Source organism: Pseudomonas sp. 39004, from assembly GCF_028682155.1.
In the GTDB taxonomy this organism is placed as follows: Bacteria; Pseudomonadota; Gammaproteobacteria; order Pseudomonadales; family Pseudomonadaceae; genus Aquipseudomonas; species Aquipseudomonas capeferrum.
Window position 1 is genome coordinate 17,173 of record NZ_JANIAG010000047.1, and the last position, 16,520, is coordinate 33,692.

Sequence of the window (16,520 nt, forward strand, 5' to 3'; positions counted from 1 at the left end):
ATGAGCGGCAAGCCCCCAGCAATATTCCTCATGGGCCCGACGGCGGCCGGCAAGACCGACCTGGCCATCGAGCTGACCAAGGCCCTGCCGTGCGAACTGATCAGTGTCGATTCGGCGCTGGTCTACCGCGGCATGGACATCGGTACCGCCAAGCCTTCCAAAGAGCTGCTGGCGGCTCACCCACACCGGTTGATCGACATTCTCGACCCGGCCGAAAGCTACTCCGCTGCACATTTTTGCACCGATGCCTTGCAGGCCATGGCCGAAATCACCGCGCGCGGCAAGATCCCGCTGCTGGTCGGCGGTACCATGCTGTACTACAAAGCCTTGATCGATGGCCTGGCGGACATGCCGCCGGCCGACGCCAGTGTGCGTGCCGAGCTGGAAGCCCAGGCGCGCGAACTGGGCCTGGCCGAATTGCACCGTCAGCTGGCCGAAGTGGACCCGGAATCAGCGGCGCGCATCCATCCGAATGACCCGCAGCGGCTGATACGTGCACTTGAGGTTTACCGGGTCAGTGGCGAGAGCATGACGGCTCATCGCCAGCGTCAATACGCGGAAAGTCGCGGCGCAGACGCAGGCGCTGACGGACATTTGCCCTATACTGTCGCGAGTTTGGCGATTGCTCCTACAGATCGTCACATTTTGCATCAGCGAATTGCGTTACGATTTTCGCAGATGCTGGAACAGGGCTTCATCGACGAGGTCCGATCGCTGCGAGCCAGAAGTGACTTGCACGCCGGGTTGCCGTCTATACGGGCAGTGGGGTACAGGCAGGTCTGGGACTACCTGGATGGCAGGCTAAGTGAGAATGAGATGCGAGAACGCGGTATCATTGCCACTCGCCAGCTGGCCAAGCGGCAGTTCACCTGGTTGCGCGGTTGGTCCGACGTCCACTGGCTCGACAGCCTGGCCTGCGACAATCTGTCCCGCACCTTGAAATACCTGGGAAGCGTCTCCATATTGAGCTGAGTCCCTGCTAATTGCCGTCTATTCTTGCGAAGGGGCGGCCTAATTTATCGATTTTCTTGATTTTCTATTATTTATCCTTACAGGAGTGCGGCATATGTCAAAAGGGCATTCGCTACAAGACCCTTACTTGAACACTTTGAGAAAAGAAAAGGTTCCGGTTTCCATTTACCTGGTCAACGGGATCAAGCTGCAGGGCTCGATCGAATCGTTTGACCAGTTCGTGGTGCTGCTGAAGAACACCGTCAGCCAGATGGTGTACAAGCACGCCATTTCGACTGTGGTGCCTGCTCGTCCGGTTCGCCTGCCAAGCCCGTCCGATTCCGAACACGGTGACAGCGAGCCAGGCAACGCCTGATAGGAGCCTGCATTGTTCTTTGAGCGCCACGGTGGTGGTGAGCGGGCGCTGCTCGTTCACTTGGAAGGACAGAACCCTGAGGCGCGCGAAGACCCGCAGGAGTTTCAGGAATTGGCTTTGTCGGCCGGGGCGGACATCGTCTCGCTGGTGACCGTGTCACGGCATCAGCCTACAGCCAAATACCTGATTGGCAGCGGCAAGGTCGAAGAATTGCGCGACCGGGTCAAAGCCGATGAGGTCGACCTGGTGATTTTCAATCACACCCTCACGCCCAGCCAGGAACGCAACCTCGAACGTGTCTTCGAGTGTCGCGTACTTGATCGCACCGGGCTGATTCTCGATATCTTCGCCCAGCGGGCGCGTACCCATGAAGGCAAGCTGCAGGTCGAACTGGCCCAGCTCGAGCACATGAGCACGCGGCTGGTACGCGGCTGGACGCACCTTGAGCGGCAAAAAGGCGGTATCGGCCTGCGCGGCCCGGGTGAAACCCAGCTGGAAACCGACCGCCGCCTGCTGCGGGTGCGCCTGCGACAGATCAAGGCACGCCTTGAAAAAGTGCGTAGTCAGCGCGAACAGGCCCGCCGCGGCCGACGCCGCGCCGAGCTGCCGTCGGTCTCGCTGGTGGGTTACACCAACGCCGGCAAGTCCACCCTGTTCAACGCCCTGACTCAATCCGATGTCTACGCCGCCGACCAGCTCTTCGCCACCCTCGACCCGACTTTGCGCCGACTCGAGCTGGATGACCTTGGGCCGATCGTGCTGGCCGACACTGTCGGCTTCATTCGCCACCTGCCGCACAAGCTGGTCGAGGCTTTTCGGGCTACGCTCGAAGAGTCGAGCAACTCCGACCTGCTGCTGCATGTGATCGACGCGCATGAGCCCGACCGCATGGAGCAGATCGAACAGGTTCTGGCGGTATTGGGCGAGATCGGCGCCGAAGGCTTGCCGATCCTCGAGGTGTATAACAAACTCGACCTGCTCGAAGATGTCGAGCCGCAGATCCAGCGCGATGCCGATGGCAAGCCGGAGCGGGTCTGGGTATCGGCACGAGACGGGCGTGGCCTGGAGCTGGTTGGCCAGGCGATTGCCGAGTTGCTGGGGGATGATCTGTTTGTCGGCACCCTGTGCCTGGAGCAGCGTTTTGCCCGCTTGCGCGCGCAATTCTTTGCCTTGGGGGCGGTGCAGAGTGAAGAGCATGATGAAGAAGGGCGCAGCCTGCTGAGCGTGCGACTGCCCAGGGTCGAGTTGAATCGTCTGGTCAGTCGCGAAGGCATGGAGCCGCAAGTGTTTGTCGAGCAACACACTTTGCAATAAATGCTCGTCGAGGTCGCCGGGCAGCAGTGACAGGCATTCTGTAGCATTGGACGGCGCGCCGTGGGCGCGTCTTTGCTTTATCAGATGGAGAGCGCTATGGCTTGGAACGAGCCGGGTGGCAACTCGAACAATCAGGATCCCTGGGGCGGCCGCCGTGGTGGCGGTGGCGGCGGTGGTGACAAGAAAGGTCCGCCGGATCTGGACGAGGCCTTCCGCAAACTGCAGGACAGCCTGAACGGCATGTTCGGCAGCGGCAAGAAACGTGGCGGCGGTGACCGCAATGTCGGCAGGGGTGGCGGCTACGGCCTGCTGGGCATTGGCCTGGCGGTGCTGGCGGCTATCTGGCTGTACAGTGCCGTGTACGTGGTGGACGAGCAGGAGCAGGCCGTTGTGCTGCGCTTCGGCAAGTACTACGAGACGGTAGGTCCCGGCCTGAACATCTACTTCCCGCCGATCGATCGCAAGTACCTGGAAAACGTCACGCGTGAGCGTGCCTACACCAAGCAGGGGCAAATGCTGACCGAAGACGAGAACATCGTCGAGGTGCCGCTGACCGTCCAGTACAAGATCACCAACCTGCAGGACTTCGTGCTCAACGTCGACCAGCCAGAGGTGAGCCTGCAGCATGCGACCGACAGTGCCCTGCGCCACGTGGTGGGTTCCACCTCGATGGACCAGGTGCTGACCGAAGGCCGTGAGCAGATGGCCGTGGACATCCGCGAGCGCCTGCAGCGCTTCCTCGACAACTACCGCACCGGCATCACCGTCACCCAGGTCAACGTACAGAGCGCGGCAGCCCCGCGTGAAGTGCAGGAAGCCTTCGATGACGTGATCCGCGCCCGTGAAGATGAGCAGCGCGCCCGCAACCAGGCCGAGTCCTACGCCAATGGCGTGGTGCCGGAAGCCCGTGGTCAGGCCCAGCGCATCATCGAGGATGCCAACGGTTACCGCGACGAAGTGATTGCCCGCGCCAAGGGTGAGGCCGACCGCTTCACTAAGCTGGTTACCGAGTACCACAAGGCACCTGACGTGACCCGTCAGCGTCTGTACCTCGAAACCATGCAAGAGGTCTACAGCAATTCGAGCAAGGTCATGGTGGCAACCAAGGACGGGCAGAACAACCTGCTCTACCTGCCGCTGGACAAGATGGTCGAAGGCAGCCGCAACACGTCCGCACCGACCAGCAGCGTGTCTGCGTCGGTCAACGATGCGGCCGCGCGTGCGGCGCAGGACCTGCAACAGCAACAACAGCCGCTGCGCACTAGGGAGAGCCGCTGATGAGCAATAGATCGCTGATCGCCCTGATCGCCGCTGTGGTGCTGGCCGTCGTGGCCTGGAACTGCTTCTACATCGTGTCGCAGACCGAACGCGCCGTGCTGCTGCAATTCGGCCGTGTGGTCCAGGCGGATGTCCAGCCAGGCCTGCATGTGAAGGTTCCTTATGTGAACCAGGTGCGCAAGTTCGACGCCCGTCTGATGACCCTTGATGCTCCGACCCAGCGGTTCCTGACCCTGGAGAAGAAAGCGGTCATGGTCGACGCCTACGCCAAGTGGCGCGTCAAGGATGCCGAGCGCTTCTACACCGCCACGTCCGGCCTCAAGCAGATCGCCGACGAGCGTCTGTCGCGTCGTCTGGAAAGCGGCCTGCGTGACCAGTTCGGTAAACGTACCCTGCACGAAGTGGTCTCCGGTGAGCGTGACGCGTTGATGGCTGACATCACCGCTTCGCTGAACCGTATGGCTAACAAGGAGCTGGGTATCGAGGTGGTCGACGTTCGCGTCAAGGCCATCGACCTGCCGAAGGAAGTCAACCGCAGCGTGTTCGACCGTATGAGCACCGAGCGTGAACGTGAGGCTCGCGAGCATCGCGCCAAGGGTAACGAACTGGCCGAGGGTATCCGTGCGGATGCCGACCGTCAGCGCCGTGTACTGCTGGCCGAAGCCTACCGTGAAGCTGAAGAAACCCGCGGTGACGGTGACGCCCAGGCGGCCGCCATCTACGCCAAGGCCTACACCCAGGACGCTGATTTCTATGCGTTCCACCGTAGCCTGCAGGCGTACCGCGAAAGCTTCTCCAGCAAGAGCGACGTGCTGGTCCTGGACCCGAAGAACGAGTTCTTCCGCTACCTGGACAAGAGCAAGCCTTGATGCTCTGAGCCCGTTCTCATTGGGGTAACGCCCCGCCTGGCAGCTAAAACACCAGGCGGGGTGCATCCTGAATGAAAAGGGGTGTATGATGAGGCAGCCGGGAAATTTCCCGGCTTTTTTGCGTCTGCAAGGTTGATTGGCACACGGCCAGTTGACGGTTTGGTCAGGTCGCAAGGCAATTCGAGGGTATTGGGTACGGTGGCTGCGCTGGGATCAGTGCTGCCCGCTGCTGTGCGCCGATACCTGCTTTACTGACGGCTCGCCACAGGCAGGCCGCCCGGACCAGAGGGGAAATGGCGTAATGGCAACGGTAGACCGCTGGCTGCTGCCAGATGGCATCGAGGAAGTACTGCCACCTGAGGCTGCGCGCATCGAGATCGCGCGTCGCCAGGTGTTGGACCTGTTCCAGAGTTGGGGCTACGAACTGGTTGTCACCCCGCATATCGAGTATCTGGAGTCGCTGCTAACCGGCGCCGGCCAGGACCTGGATCAGCGCACCTTCAAGGTGGTCGACCCGCAGTCCGGACGCCTGATGGGCTTCCGTGCCGACTTCACCCCGCAGGTGGCGCGTATCGACGCCCACACCCTGCGCCGTGAAGGCCCGAGCCGCCTGTGCTATGCCGGCAGCGTGCTGCACGCCCAGCCGCGTGCACTGTCGACCTCACGCAGCCCGATCCAGCTGGGTGCCGAGCTGTACGGCGATGCCAGCCCCACCAGCGATGTCGAAGTCATCAGCCTGATGCTCGCCACGCTGCAACTGACCGACGTCGCGGATGTGCACATGGACCTCGGCCATGTCGGCATCTACCGCGGCCTGGCGCGTGCCGCCGGGCTGTCGGGTGCGGTCGAGCAGCAGCTGTTCGATGCTCTGCAGCGCAAGTCGGTCGATGAAGTGCAGGCACTGACTGCCGACCTGCCTAAAGACCTGGGCAACATGCTGCGTGCCCTGGTCGAGCTGTGCGGCGGCCGTGAAGTGCTGGCCGAAGCCCGCGTGCGCCTGGGCCGTGCCCCGGCCAGCGTGCTGGCGGCGCTGGACGACCTGCTGGCGATCGCCGATCGCCTGGCGTCGCGCTACCCGGACCTGCCGCTGTACTTCGACCTGGGCGAGCTGCGTGGTTACAACTACCACACCGGCGTGGTGTTCGCCGTGTTCGTGCCGGGCGAAGGTCAATCGATCGCTCAGGGCGGTCGCTATGACGACATCGGCGCCGATTTTGGCCGGGCACGCCCGGCCACCGGATTCTCCACGGATTTGAAGACCCTGGTCACACTGGGGCGAGCGGAGGTCGTATTGCCAACTGGCGGCATCTGGATGCCTGACAGTGGCGACGCGGCCCTCTGGCAGCAGGTCTGCCAGTTGCGCAACGAGGGCCAGCGTGTGGTCCAGGCTTTGCCTGGCCAGCCGTTGAGTGCTGCTCTCGAGGCGGATTGTGATCGGCAATTGATTCAGCAAGACGGGCGCTGGCAGGTTCTGCCGCTGACCCAGTGAGTTTCTGCGTCGGCAGTAGGCCGGCAACCAAGTTTGCGTGAATGAGGACCAATGTAATGGGTAAGAATGTCGTCGTCCTGGGCACCCAGTGGGGTGATGAGGGCAAAGGCAAGATCGTCGATCTGCTGACCGAACATGCTGCCGCCGTAGTGCGCTACCAGGGTGGCCACAACGCGGGCCACACCCTGGTGATCAACGGTGAAAAAACCGTTCTGCACCTGATTCCGTCCGGCATCCTGCGTGAAGGCGTTCAGTGCCTGATCGGCAACGGCGTGGTCGTTGCTCCAGATGCCCTGATGCGTGAAATCACCAAGCTGGAAGAGAAGGGCGTACCGGTGCGTGAGCGCCTGCGCATCAGCCCGGCTGCGCCGCTGATCCTGTCGTACCACGTGGCCCTGGACCAGGCCCGCGAGAAGGCCCGTGGCGAAGCCAAGATCGGCACCACCGGCCGTGGTATCGGCCCAGCGTACGAAGACAAGGTCGCACGCCGCGGCCTGCGCGTCGGTGACCTGTTCCACCGTGAGCGTTTCGCCGCCAAGCTCGGTGAGCTGCTGGACTACCATAACTTCCAGCTGGTGAACTACTACAAAGAGCCGGCCATCGACTTCCAGCAGACCCTGGACGAGTGCATGGCCTACGCCGAGCAGCTCAAGCCGATGATGCTCGACGTCACCGCCGAGCTGCACAACCTGCGCCGCGCCGGCAAGGACATCATGTTCGAAGGCGCCCAGGGCTCGCTGCTGGACATCGACCACGGTACCTACCCGTACGTCACCAGCTCCAACACCACTGCTGGCGGTATCTCGACCGGCTCCGGCGTTGGCCCGATGTACCTGGACTACATCCTCGGTATCACCAAGGCCTACACCACCCGCGTCGGTTCTGGCCCGTTCCCGACCGAACTGTTCGACGAGACTGGCGCCACCCTGGCCAAGCGTGGTCATGAGTTCGGTTCGACCACCGGCCGTGCCCGTCGCTGCGGCTGGTTCGATGCCGTCATCCTGCGTCGTGCCATCGACGTCAACAGCATCTCGGGCATCTGCCTGACCAAGCTGGACGTACTGGACGGCCTGGAAACCATCAACATCTGCGTTGGCTACAAGAACGAGAACGGTGCTGTCATCGACGCGCCTTCCGATGCCGACAGCTACATCGGCCTGGAGCCCGTGTACGAAGAGATGCCAGGCTGGAGCGAGTCGACCCTGGGTGCCAAGACCCTGGAAGAGTTGCCAGAAGCTGCTCGCGCTTACATCAAGCGCATCGAGGAGCTGACCGGCGCGCCGATCGACATCATCTCCACCGGCCCGGACCGCAACGAGACCATCGTGCTGCGTCATCCGTTCGCCTGATCCGCTTTCCAGGCTGATCTGACGCCGCGACCCCGCAAGGGATCGCGGCGTTTTTTTTTGTATGCCTGGGCTGCTAGACCTTGGCGCATATCCCTGCTGTTCCCGGCATAACCCTTGCTGTAAGAAGTTTCTGTAGATGCCATCAAAATAGTGGCGCCAGTAAACACGAGGGTTACACCGTGTCTGCCATCCTCTCACTGTTACGAAGCCGCCTTTTGCGGCCTGTGTTTGTTGCCCTTGGTATCGCCCTTTTGGTGCAGGTACTGGTGGCCGTTGCGCTGACCCGAAGCACCGTCACCGCCTTGGAGGCTGACCTTGGCGAGCGCCTGGGCACCGACAGCCACAAGCTTGCCAGCGAGCTGGAGCAGGCCGGGCAGGAGGTGCGCTCGGGCCTCGACAGCCTCTCCAGCAGCACGCGTCAGCGCCTGAGCGCGGGGTTGTCCACGCGCCTGCAGAACGAACAGCAGCAACTGCGTACGACCCTGGAAAAGAACCTCAAGGATTCCGCCAACGACATGGCTGAGCTGCTGGCCTCGGTGGCGCCGCGGGCGATCTGGGACAACGACGTGCCGGTGCTCTCCGATTTCGCCCGGCGTGCCCAGCGCAACCCCAATGTGCTGTTCGTGGTCTACGACGACGCCCAGGGCCAGCACCTGACCCGCTACCTCAACCGGCAAAACCCGATCAACCAGGCGTTGATGGAGAAGGGGCAGGGCGAGCGGGCGCTGGACAAGGTCATCGAGGCGGCTCGCCGCGACCCGGCGGTGTACTTTGTCGAGGCGTCGATCAACCCGAATGGCGCGGAAATCGGCAAGGTGCTGATGGGGGTTTCCACTGCTGGCGTCGATCAGGAACTGGCGGCCCTCGACCAGCGTTTTGCTGCCTTGATCGCCAGTGGCGAGCAACTGGTGGGTGACAGCCTCAATGGCGCCGCCGCCGACAGTGGCAAGGCCCTGCGTGAACGCCTGGAAACGGCGCAGAGCAGTGCCACCGCCATGCAGGCCAATACCGCGCAGACCGTACGCGAAGCTGCTGCCGAACTGCGTTGGCGCATTGGCCTGGGCCTGGTGCTGGTGGGCCTTGGTGTGTTGCTGGTGGTGGCTGTGGTGCTGGGCCGCCGCGTGCTCAGCAAGCTGCGCCTGTTGATCGATGCCCTGAACGATCTGGCGGCTGGCGAAGGCGACCTGACCAAGCGCGTCAGCCTCGACAGCCGCGACGAGATCGGCGACATGGCTTCGGCGGTCAACCGCTTTGTCGACAAGCTGCAGCCGATTGTGCGTGAGGCCGGCGAGGTGGCGCAGCGTACCGGTGTCGAGATTGGTGCCATGGCCCAGCGCAATGCCGGCGCCGATGCCGCTGCTGCGCTGCAACGGGATGAAGTGGCTGCCAGCCTGCGTGATCTGTCGAGCATGGCCGATGAAGCGCAGGCCGAGAGCCACGCCATGCAGTCGGCCTTGCAGCAAGTGGTAGACATCCGCCAGGCGACGGATGAGAACAGCCGCACCTCGACCCAGCTCGCCGGCTTGATCGAGAGCCTGGCAGGGCAGGTGGAGACCGGCTCCCATGTGATCGAGCGGCTGGCCAAGCAGAGTGAGCAGATCGAGGTGGTGCTGACGGTGATCCACGGTATTGCCGAACAGACCAACCTGCTGGCGTTGAACGCGGCCATCGAGGCGGCGCGGGCCGGTGAGACCGGGCGCGGGTTTGCTGTGGTGGCCGATGAGGTGCGTGCGCTGGCCAGCAAGACGCAAAGCTCGACGGGGGATATCCAGGCGCATATTACCGCGCTGCAAAAGGGCGCCAAGGAGGCGGTGGCGACCATCAGCCAGGCGGGGCTCAAGGCCAGTGAAGGGTTGTTGGTGCTGCGCGAGAACGAGCGCCGCCAGCAGTCGGTGCAGGTGGCGGTGGAGCAGGTGCATGCGGCGATCGGGCTGGCGACGCGCGCGGCAGAACAGCAGGCGCATGGGGCGCAGGCGGTGCGCGGGCGAGTGGAGACCATTCATGCCCAGGCTGAACGGTCGGCTGAGGTGGTGATGCAGACTACGGCCAGCAGCAAGGTGCTGGATGACTTGGCGGCGCAGTTACGGGCTAGCCTGGGGCAGTTCAGGGCTTGAGATGATCGCCGGGCGTCTTTCTGCGCCTATCAGATCGAGCGCCGCGCGGGCGGCGCTCGATTTATGCTGCGATCAATGACTCAAGGCGTACACATCACGCCTTGTTCAAATACATCCGCGTCGTCAGCAAATACACCGGCAACCCCGACACCACGATCAGCAGCGCCGCATAAGGCGCCGCCGCCGCAAACTCGACGTTGGCGGTATGTGCCCAGACCTCGGTGGCCAGGGTGGTCATGCCCGTCGGGCTGAGCAGTAGGGTAGCGGTCAGCTCCTTCATGGCATCGAGGAACACCAGCGCGAACGCCGCCGCCAAGGCCGGGAAGATGATCGGCAGCGTCACCCGGCAAAACGCCGTGAAGCTGCTGGCGCCCAGGGTGCGCGCGGCTTCTTCGAGGGTGGGCGAGGCCTTGTTCAAGGCGGTGCGTACAGGGGCCTGGGCCAGCGGCAGGAACAGTAACCCATAGGCCAGCAACAACAGGGCTGTGGTCTGGTACAGCGCCGGCACGTAGTGCAAGGCGAAGAACACCAGCGTCAGCGCGATCACCAGGCCCGGCAGGGCATGCAGCAGGTAGGGCAGGCGTTCGGCCCAGATCGCCAGGCGGCCTTTGTAGCGCACCACCAGGAAGCTGATCGGCAGTGCCAGCAACACGCACAAGCCCGCGCCGCCAAGCGACACCGACAGCGACGTGAGCAGCGCTTTGGAGATTTCCGCCACCGGGAACGCTGCCGACGAGCCGACACTCAGCCAGTAGCCGAGCATCGCCAGTGGGATGCCGCTGCCCAGTACTGCGAGGGCCACGCAGAACAGCTGCGCCAACGGCGCCCAGCCGCGCAGGCGCACCGGTTGCGCGCGGCGCGCCACGCCTTGGCCGATGCGCACATGGCGGGCCTTGCCGCGCACTCGCAGCTCCAGCCACAGCATGATCAGGCACAGCGCCAGCAGCACGGCCGAGAGCATGGCAGCGTTGGCGTTGCTGAACTCCAGCTCGAACTGCTGGTAGATAGCCGTGGTGAAGGTCTGCAGGCCAAGAATCGACAAGGCGCCAAATTCCACCAGCATGTGCAGGGCAATCAGCAGCGCGCCGCCCAGCATCGATGGCCACAGCAGCGGCAGGGTCACCTTGACGAACACCCCCCAGCGGCTGCAGCCCAGCGTGCGTGCCGACTCTTCAAGCGAGGTGTCGACGTTGCGCAGGGTGGCGGCCACCGGCAGGAACACCAGCGGGTACTTGGACAGGGCCATGACCAGGATGGCCCCGCCGAGGCCTTCGAAGTCCGAGCTCAGCGATACCCAGGTAAAGCTGCTGACGAACGAGGGCACTGCGAACGGCAGGCACAACACCACGCCCCACAGCCGACGGCCCGCCAGGTTGCTGCGTTCGAGCAGCCAGGCCAGGGCCAGCCCGACCACCATGCACACCAGCGTCACCCCGAACATGAGCATCAGGGTGTTGCGCATCAGGCCCCAGACGAACGGGCGCCAGAGCAGGTGCAGGGCCTCTCGCCAGCCTGCTTCCCAGGCCTTGAGGGCGACATACGCCAGCGGCAGCAGGCTCATCGCCACCAGAAACAGCACAGGCAGCACCACCCAGATCGAGGGGCGCTTGCGGCGCGGTACGAAGCGTACCGGCACCGGCTCGGACAGGGCGGCGGTCATCAGAGCAGGCCGACCTCACGTTCAAGCTCAAGCGCTTCCTCGGCGTTGCCAAGGTCGGCCGGCGAGATCTTCGGCGGGCGCAGCTCTTCGAACGGCTTCAAGCCACGGTCGGACACCATACCCTTGTGCAGCGGGTATTCGGCGGTGGTCTGGGTGATCACGCGCTGGCCTTCTTCGCTGGCCATCCAGTTGAGCAGGGCCTGGGCTTCCTTGGGGTGCTTGCTGGCCTTGACCGCCGCGGCGCCAGAGATGGTCACCAGGCCACCGGCATCGCCGTCGGCCAGGTAGTACAGCTTGGAGTCCAGCTTGCCGCGCTCACGCTCAAGGGCATACCAGTAGTAGTTGTTCACCAGCACGGCGGCGACTTCGCCTTTTTCCACGGCCTTGAGCGCCACCATGTTGTTGGTGTAAGTCTTGCCGAAGGCTTTCAGGCCGGTCAGCCACTCCTCGGCAGCGTCACGCCCGTGCATCTTCAGGATGGCCACGGCCTGTTCCTGGAAGGCGCCGCTGGTCGGCACGAAGCCGACGCGGCCGTCCCACTCAGGGTTGGCGAAGTCCATTACCGATTGCGGCAGGTCTTTCTCATCGATTTGCTTGGGGTTGAACACCACGACGCGGGTACGCGCAGTAACGCCCATCCAGGTGCCGTTGGCAGCCACGTATTCCTTGGGCAGCATGTTCAAGGTGGCGTCGTCGATCTTCGCCAGCAGGCCCAGTTCGCCCAGGTTGTTCAGCGGCGGCGACTCTTCGGTGTAGATGACATCAGCCGGCGAGCGCTCGCCTTCTTCGATGATCTGGCTGGCCAGCTGGTTGCTGCTGCCCTTGCGGATATCGATGTGAATGCCGGTCTTGGCCTCGTAGGCCTTGGCGATGGCGTCGCCGATTTCCTTGTGCTGCCCGTTGTACAGGGTCAGTGTTACCGGTGCGTCTGCCATGGCGGCCGGCGCGCCGATCACCAGGCTCAGTACAGCGGCGGCCAGGGTGCGCATCAGCGGTTGCGGACGGATCGTCATGCGGGTACTTCCTCGCTTACGGCTACATATTTGGAAACAATGGTAAACGAAATCGTTTCTCAGGTGGCCGGGTGACAAGAAATTCATCGCGAGACGATCGTCGAGTGGCGGAGTGCGCGAGGGTGTCGTGCGCAAAGGGGAGGGGAAACAGAAAACGCAGGCAAGAAAAAACCCACTAGCAAGCTAGTGGGTTTTTATATGGTGCCCAGGAGAAGACTCGAACTTCCACGACCTTGCGGTCACTGATACCTGAAACCAGCGCGTCTACCAATTCCGCCACCTGGGCAAAGCTTTACATCGTCTGATGAAGGCGACTATCGTTCGCTTTCACACAGTAGTAATAGATCCTTGGTCATCTATTACTTGATAATACTTGGTGCCCAGGAGAAGACTCGAACTTCCACGACCTTGCGGTCACTGATACCTGAAACCAGCGCGTCTACCAATTCCGCCACCTGGGCACACATTTCGTCGAGGTCACATGATGCTTTACATCGCGTTTCATCTCAACTACAACGTCGTCTGTCCGTCGTTGTGGTGCGCACTATACGGACGGTCCTGGAGGCTGTAAACCCCCTGGTCGAAAAAAATTTCAAAAAATTCAACTTGTTGATTCTTCAGCCCTATTACGGCTTCCTCGACTCATTGCTGGGGGGCTGTCCAAGGCTGACATTTCCGGTTTCAATACGCCTATGCCAGAATTCCTATCTATATACCCCAAGGTGAACCCCTTCTGATGGCCGATTGGCAATCCCTCGATCCCGAGGCCGCTCGCGAAGCGGAAAAATACGACAACCCTATCCCCAGCCGTGAGCTGATCCTCCAGCGTCTTGCCGATCGCGGCGAGCCGGCCGCCCGCGAGGAGCTGGCGGCAGAATTCGGTCTGTACGAGGAAGACCAGATTGAAGCCCTGCGCCGCCGTCTGCGTGCCATGGAGCGCGATGGCCAGCTTATCTATACCCGGCGCGGCACCTATGCCCCGGTAGACAAGCTGGACCTGATCTGTGGCCGCGTTTCCGGCCATCGCGATGGTTTTGGCTTCCTCATCCCCGATGACAAGAGCGACGACCTGTTCCTCAGCCCTTCGCAGATGCGCCTGGTGTTCGACGGCGACCGCGCCTTGGCGCGTGTCTCCGGCACCGATCGCCGTGGCCGCCGTGAAGGTGTACTGGTAGAAGTCATCTCCCGTGCCCACGAAAGCGTGGTCGGGCGTTACTTCGAAGAGGGCGGTATCGGCTACGTGACGCCGGACAACCCGAAGATCCAGCAGGAAGTGCTGGTGACCGCCGGTCGCAATGGCGGCGCCAAGATCGGCCAGTTCGTCGAGATCAAGATCACCCACTGGCCAACCCCGCGCTTCCAGCCGCAGGGTGATGTGGTCGAGGTGATCGGCAACTACATGGCGCCGGGCATGGAAATCGACGTCGCCCTGCGCAGCTACGACATTCCGCACGTCTGGCCCGACGATGTGGTCAAGGAAGCGCGCAAGTTCCGCTCCGAAGTGGAAGACAAGGACAAGGAAAAGCGCATCGACCTGCGCCACCTGCCTTTCGTCACCATCGACGGCGAAGATGCCCGCGACTTCGACGACGCGGTCTATTGCGAGCCATTGGGCAAGCTGCGCATGTTCTCGGGCGGTTGGCGCCTGTACGTGGCGATCGCCGACGTTTCCAGCTACGTGCGCCTGGGTTCTGCCCTGGACGTCGAAGCCCAGCAGCGCGGCAACTCGGTGTATTTCCCCGAGCGCGTGGTGCCGATGCTCCCCGAGGAGCTGTCCAACGGCCTGTGCTCGCTGAACCCGCACGTCGATCGCCTGGCCATGGTCTGCGAGATGACCATCAACAAAGCCGGCCAGATGGTCGACTACCAGTTCTACGAAGGCGTGATCCACTCCCATGCCCGCCTGACCTACAACAAGGTCAGCAGCATGCTCGAGCATTCCCGCACCCGTGAAGGCAAGGCGCTGCGCGAGCAGTACAAGGAAGTCCTGCCAGACCTCAAGAGCCTGTATGCGCTCTACAAGGTGCTGCTGGACGCGCGTCACACCCGCGGTGCGATCGACTTCGAGACCCAGGAAACCCGCATCGTCTTCGGTGACCAGCGCAAGATCGCCGAGATCCGCCCGACCGTGCGCAACGATGCACACAAGCTGATCGAAGAATGCATGCTGGCGGCCAACGTGGCCACCGCCGAGTTCCTGCAAAAGCACGGCGTGCCGGCCCTGTACCGCGTGCACGACGGCCCGCCGCCGGAGCGCCTGGAAAAACTGCGCGCCTTCCTCGGTGAGCTGGGCTTGTCGCTGCACAAGGGCAAGGACCCGTCGCCGAAGGACTATCAGGCCCTGCTGGCGAGCATCGCCGAGCGCCCGGACTTCCACCTGATCCAGACCGTGATGCTGCGTTCGCTGAGCCAGGCGGTGTACAGCACCGACAACAATGGCCACTTCGGCCTGAATTACGAGGCGTACACCCACTTCACCTCGCCGATTCGCCGTTACCCGGACCTGCTGGTGCACCGCGCCATTCGCAGCATCATCCGCTCCAAGGTGGATACCCCGCACGTCAAGCGTGCGGGTGCCATGAGCATTCCCAAGGCGCGTATCTACCCGTACGACGAGAACACCCTGGAGCAGCTCGGCGAGCAGTGCTCGATGACCGAGCGTCGCGCCGACGAAGCGACCCGCGACGTGGTCAACTGGCTCAAGTGCGAATACATGAAGGACCGCGTGGGCGAGACCTTCCCGGGCGTGATCACTGCGGTGACCGGCTTCGGGTTGTTTGTCGAGCTGACCGACATCTACGTGGAAGGCCTGGTGCACGTCAGTGCGCTGCCGGGTGACTACTACCACTTCGACCCGGTCCACCATCGCCTGTCCGGCGAGCGTACCGGGCGCAGCTTCCGCCTGGGCGACACCATCGAAGTCAAGGTCATGCGCGTCGACCTGGACGAGCGCAAGATCGACTTCGAAGTCTCCGAGAAGACCCTCAGCGGCCCGATCGGTCGCAAGCAGCGCGGTGCAGCGCCAACCGACGGCAAGGCCGAGCCGCAGCAGCCGGCCACCGAAGCGAAAGCCACGCCCAAGCCGCGCAGCCGCAAAAGCGAGGCTTCCGAGGCTTATTTCCCGAAAGATGCCGTGCAGCGTAACGCTGAGGTGCGCAAAAGCCGCGAGATGAAGAAGGCGTTGATGACCGACGCGCGCAGCACTGCCGGCAGCAAGTCGGAGAAGGCTGGCAAGCCATCCGGCAAGCCGACCAAGCATCGCAAAGGCCCGCCGAAGTCCGGTGCGCCCCGCAAGAGCAAGAGCAAGTCATGAGTCAGCTGGAAAAGATCTACGGCGTACACGCCGTGCAGGCGTTGTTGCAGCACCACCCCAAGCGGGTCAAGCAGGTCTGGCTGTCGGAGGGGCGTAGCGAGCCTCGCCTGCAGAAGCTGCTGGAACTGGCCGCGGAAAACCGCGTGGCGGTCGGCCAGGCCGAGCGCCGTGAGCTGGATGCCTGGGTCGAAGGCGTGCACCAGGGCGTGGTCGCCGAGGTCAGCCCGAGCCAGGTGTGGGGCGAGTTGATGCTCGAAGAGTTGCTTGAGCGCACCGAAACGCCGCCGCTGATCCTGGTGCTGGACGGTGTCACCGACCCGCACAACCTCGGCGCCTGCCTGCGCACCGCCGATGCCGCCGGTGCCACGGCGGTGGTGGTGCCCAAGGACAAGTCGGCGACCCTGACGCCGGTGGTGCGCAAGGTTGCCTGCGGCGCTGCGGAAACAATCCCGCTGGTGGCCGTGACCAATTTGGCGCGTACCCTTGAAAAGCTTCAGCAACGTGGGCTGTGGGTAGTTGGCACGGCTGGCGAGGCTGAGCAGGAGATCTACCAGCAGGACCTGACCGGGCCTCTGGTGATGATCATGGGGGCAGAAGGCAAAGGTATGCGCCGCCTGACCCGTGAGCATTGCGATTTTCTGGTCAAGTTGCCGATGGGCGGTAGCGTCAGCAGCCTGAACGTTTCGGTGGCGACCGGCGTTTGCCTGTTTGAGGCAGTGCGCCAGCGTCAAGCCAAGCGCTGATATTCAGTCTGTGCTGGCCTCTTCGCGGGGCAAGCCCGCTCCCACAGGATT

At 63.0% G+C, this 16,520-nt stretch carries 12 protein-coding genes, 2 tRNA genes and 1 pseudogene; 11 read left to right on the top strand and 4 right to left on the bottom strand.

What is annotated here, in order from left to right:
- The 9 genes and pseudogenes from miaA (at position 1) to NP534_RS26795 (ending at position 9,740) form a co-directional block, all read left to right on the top strand.
- Entirely contained in the window at positions 1 to 972 is a 972-nt protein-coding gene (gene miaA / locus NP534_RS10900; RefSeq protein ID WP_047582306.1) for a tRNA (adenosine(37)-N6)-dimethylallyltransferase MiaA, read from the top strand.
- A 94-nt stretch (positions 973 to 1,066) separates the two neighbouring features.
- The gene (gene hfq, locus NP534_RS10905; protein WP_003258160.1) at positions 1,067 to 1,327 is read left to right on the top strand and encodes an RNA chaperone Hfq; all 261 of its coding nucleotides are present in this window, start codon (positions 1,067 to 1,069) and stop codon (positions 1,325 to 1,327) included.
- A gap of 12 nt (positions 1,328 to 1,339) precedes the next feature.
- The gene (hflX, locus tag NP534_RS10910; protein ID WP_033701809.1) at positions 1,340 to 2,641 is read left to right on the top strand and encodes a ribosome rescue GTPase HflX; all 1,302 of its coding nucleotides are present in this window, start codon (positions 1,340 to 1,342) and stop codon (positions 2,639 to 2,641) included.
- A gap of 96 nt (positions 2,642 to 2,737) precedes the next feature.
- Positions 2,738 to 3,919: an FtsH protease activity modulator HflK gene (gene hflK / locus NP534_RS10915; RefSeq protein ID WP_033701807.1), complete on the top strand. Its 1,182-nt coding sequence runs from the start codon at positions 2,738 to 2,740 to the stop codon at positions 3,917 to 3,919.
- Entirely contained in the window at positions 3,919 to 4,788 is an 870-nt protein-coding gene (gene hflC / locus NP534_RS10920) for a protease modulator HflC (protein WP_033701806.1), read from the top strand. The genes hflK and hflC overlap by 1 nt, the downstream gene beginning before the upstream one ends.
- A 301-nt stretch (positions 4,789 to 5,089) precedes the next feature.
- Entirely contained in the window at positions 5,090 to 6,277 is a 1,188-nt protein-coding gene (locus tag NP534_RS10925) for an ATP phosphoribosyltransferase regulatory subunit (RefSeq protein ID WP_033701805.1), read from the top strand.
- Positions 6,278 to 6,333: 56 nt separating this feature from the next.
- Positions 6,334 to 7,626, top strand: coding sequence for an adenylosuccinate synthase (locus NP534_RS10930; protein WP_008095424.1), 1,293 nt, complete (start codon positions 6,334 to 6,336; stop codon positions 7,624 to 7,626).
- Between the two features lie 995 nt (positions 7,627 to 8,621).
- Positions 8,622 to 8,882 (top strand): annotated as a pseudogene (locus NP534_RS26790) (HAMP domain-containing protein); the annotation flags it as partial.
- A 69-nt stretch (positions 8,883 to 8,951) separates the two neighbouring features.
- Entirely contained in the window at positions 8,952 to 9,740 is a 789-nt protein-coding gene (locus NP534_RS26795; RefSeq protein ID WP_434519745.1) for a methyl-accepting chemotaxis protein, read from the top strand.
- Between the two features lie 94 nt (positions 9,741 to 9,834).
- Here NP534_RS26795 and NP534_RS10940 read toward each other — a convergent pair whose 3' ends face one another.
- From NP534_RS10940 to NP534_RS10955, 4 genes are all read right to left on the bottom strand, one after another.
- The gene (locus tag NP534_RS10940; RefSeq protein WP_033701803.1) at positions 9,835 to 11,400 is read right to left on the bottom strand and encodes an ABC transporter permease; all 1,566 of its coding nucleotides are present in this window, start codon (positions 11,398 to 11,400) and stop codon (positions 9,835 to 9,837) included.
- Positions 11,400 to 12,413, bottom strand: a complete 1,014-nt coding sequence (locus tag NP534_RS10945; protein ID WP_274098730.1) for an extracellular solute-binding protein — start codon at positions 12,411 to 12,413, stop codon at positions 11,400 to 11,402. Before NP534_RS10945 ends, NP534_RS10940 begins: the two co-directional genes overlap by 1 nt.
- 199 nt (positions 12,414 to 12,612) lie before the next feature.
- Positions 12,613 to 12,699, bottom strand: a tRNA-Leu gene (locus tag NP534_RS10950).
- A gap of 88 nt (positions 12,700 to 12,787) precedes the next feature.
- Positions 12,788 to 12,874 (bottom strand) — tRNA-Leu (locus NP534_RS10955).
- A 275-nt stretch (positions 12,875 to 13,149) separates the two neighbouring features.
- Between NP534_RS10955 and rnr the strand changes: the two genes are divergently transcribed.
- A complete protein-coding gene (gene rnr, locus NP534_RS10960; RefSeq protein ID WP_274098731.1) occupies positions 13,150 to 15,726 on the top strand; it encodes a ribonuclease R in 2,577 nt (858 codons plus the stop codon).
- The gene (gene rlmB / locus NP534_RS10965) at positions 15,723 to 16,469 is read left to right on the top strand and encodes a 23S rRNA (guanosine(2251)-2'-O)-methyltransferase RlmB (RefSeq protein ID WP_274098732.1); all 747 of its coding nucleotides are present in this window, start codon (positions 15,723 to 15,725) and stop codon (positions 16,467 to 16,469) included. The genes rnr and rlmB overlap by 4 nt, the downstream gene beginning before the upstream one ends.
- Positions 16,470 to 16,520: the final 51 nt, after the last annotated feature.

Bases quoted from the DNA above. Each gene is read 5' to 3' on its own strand.
- miaA (WP_047582306.1), top strand. From the start codon at position 1: ATGAGCGGCAAGCCCCCAGCAATATTCCTCATGGGCCCGACGGCGGCC.
- hfq (WP_003258160.1), top strand. From the start codon at position 1,067: ATGTCAAAAGGGCATTCGCTACAAGACCCTTACTTGAACACTTTGAGA.
- hflK (WP_033701807.1), top strand. From the start codon at position 2,738: ATGGCTTGGAACGAGCCGGGTGGCAACTCGAACAATCAGGATCCCTGG.
- hflC (WP_033701806.1), top strand. From the start codon at position 3,919: ATGAGCAATAGATCGCTGATCGCCCTGATCGCCGCTGTGGTGCTGGCC.
- NP534_RS10925 (WP_033701805.1), top strand. From the start codon at position 5,090: ATGGCAACGGTAGACCGCTGGCTGCTGCCAGATGGCATCGAGGAAGTA.
- NP534_RS10930 (WP_008095424.1), top strand. From the start codon at position 6,334: ATGGGTAAGAATGTCGTCGTCCTGGGCACCCAGTGGGGTGATGAGGGC.
- NP534_RS26795 (WP_434519745.1), top strand. From the start codon at position 8,952: ATGGCCCAGCGCAATGCCGGCGCCGATGCCGCTGCTGCGCTGCAACGG.
- NP534_RS10940 (WP_033701803.1), bottom strand. From the start codon at position 11,400: ATGACCGCCGCCCTGTCCGAGCCGGTGCCGGTACGCTTCGTACCGCGC.
- NP534_RS10945 (WP_274098730.1), bottom strand. From the start codon at position 12,413: ATGACGATCCGTCCGCAACCGCTGATGCGCACCCTGGCCGCCGCTGTA.
- rnr (WP_274098731.1), top strand. From the start codon at position 13,150: ATGGCCGATTGGCAATCCCTCGATCCCGAGGCCGCTCGCGAAGCGGAA.
- rlmB (WP_274098732.1), top strand. From the start codon at position 15,723: ATGAGTCAGCTGGAAAAGATCTACGGCGTACACGCCGTGCAGGCGTTG.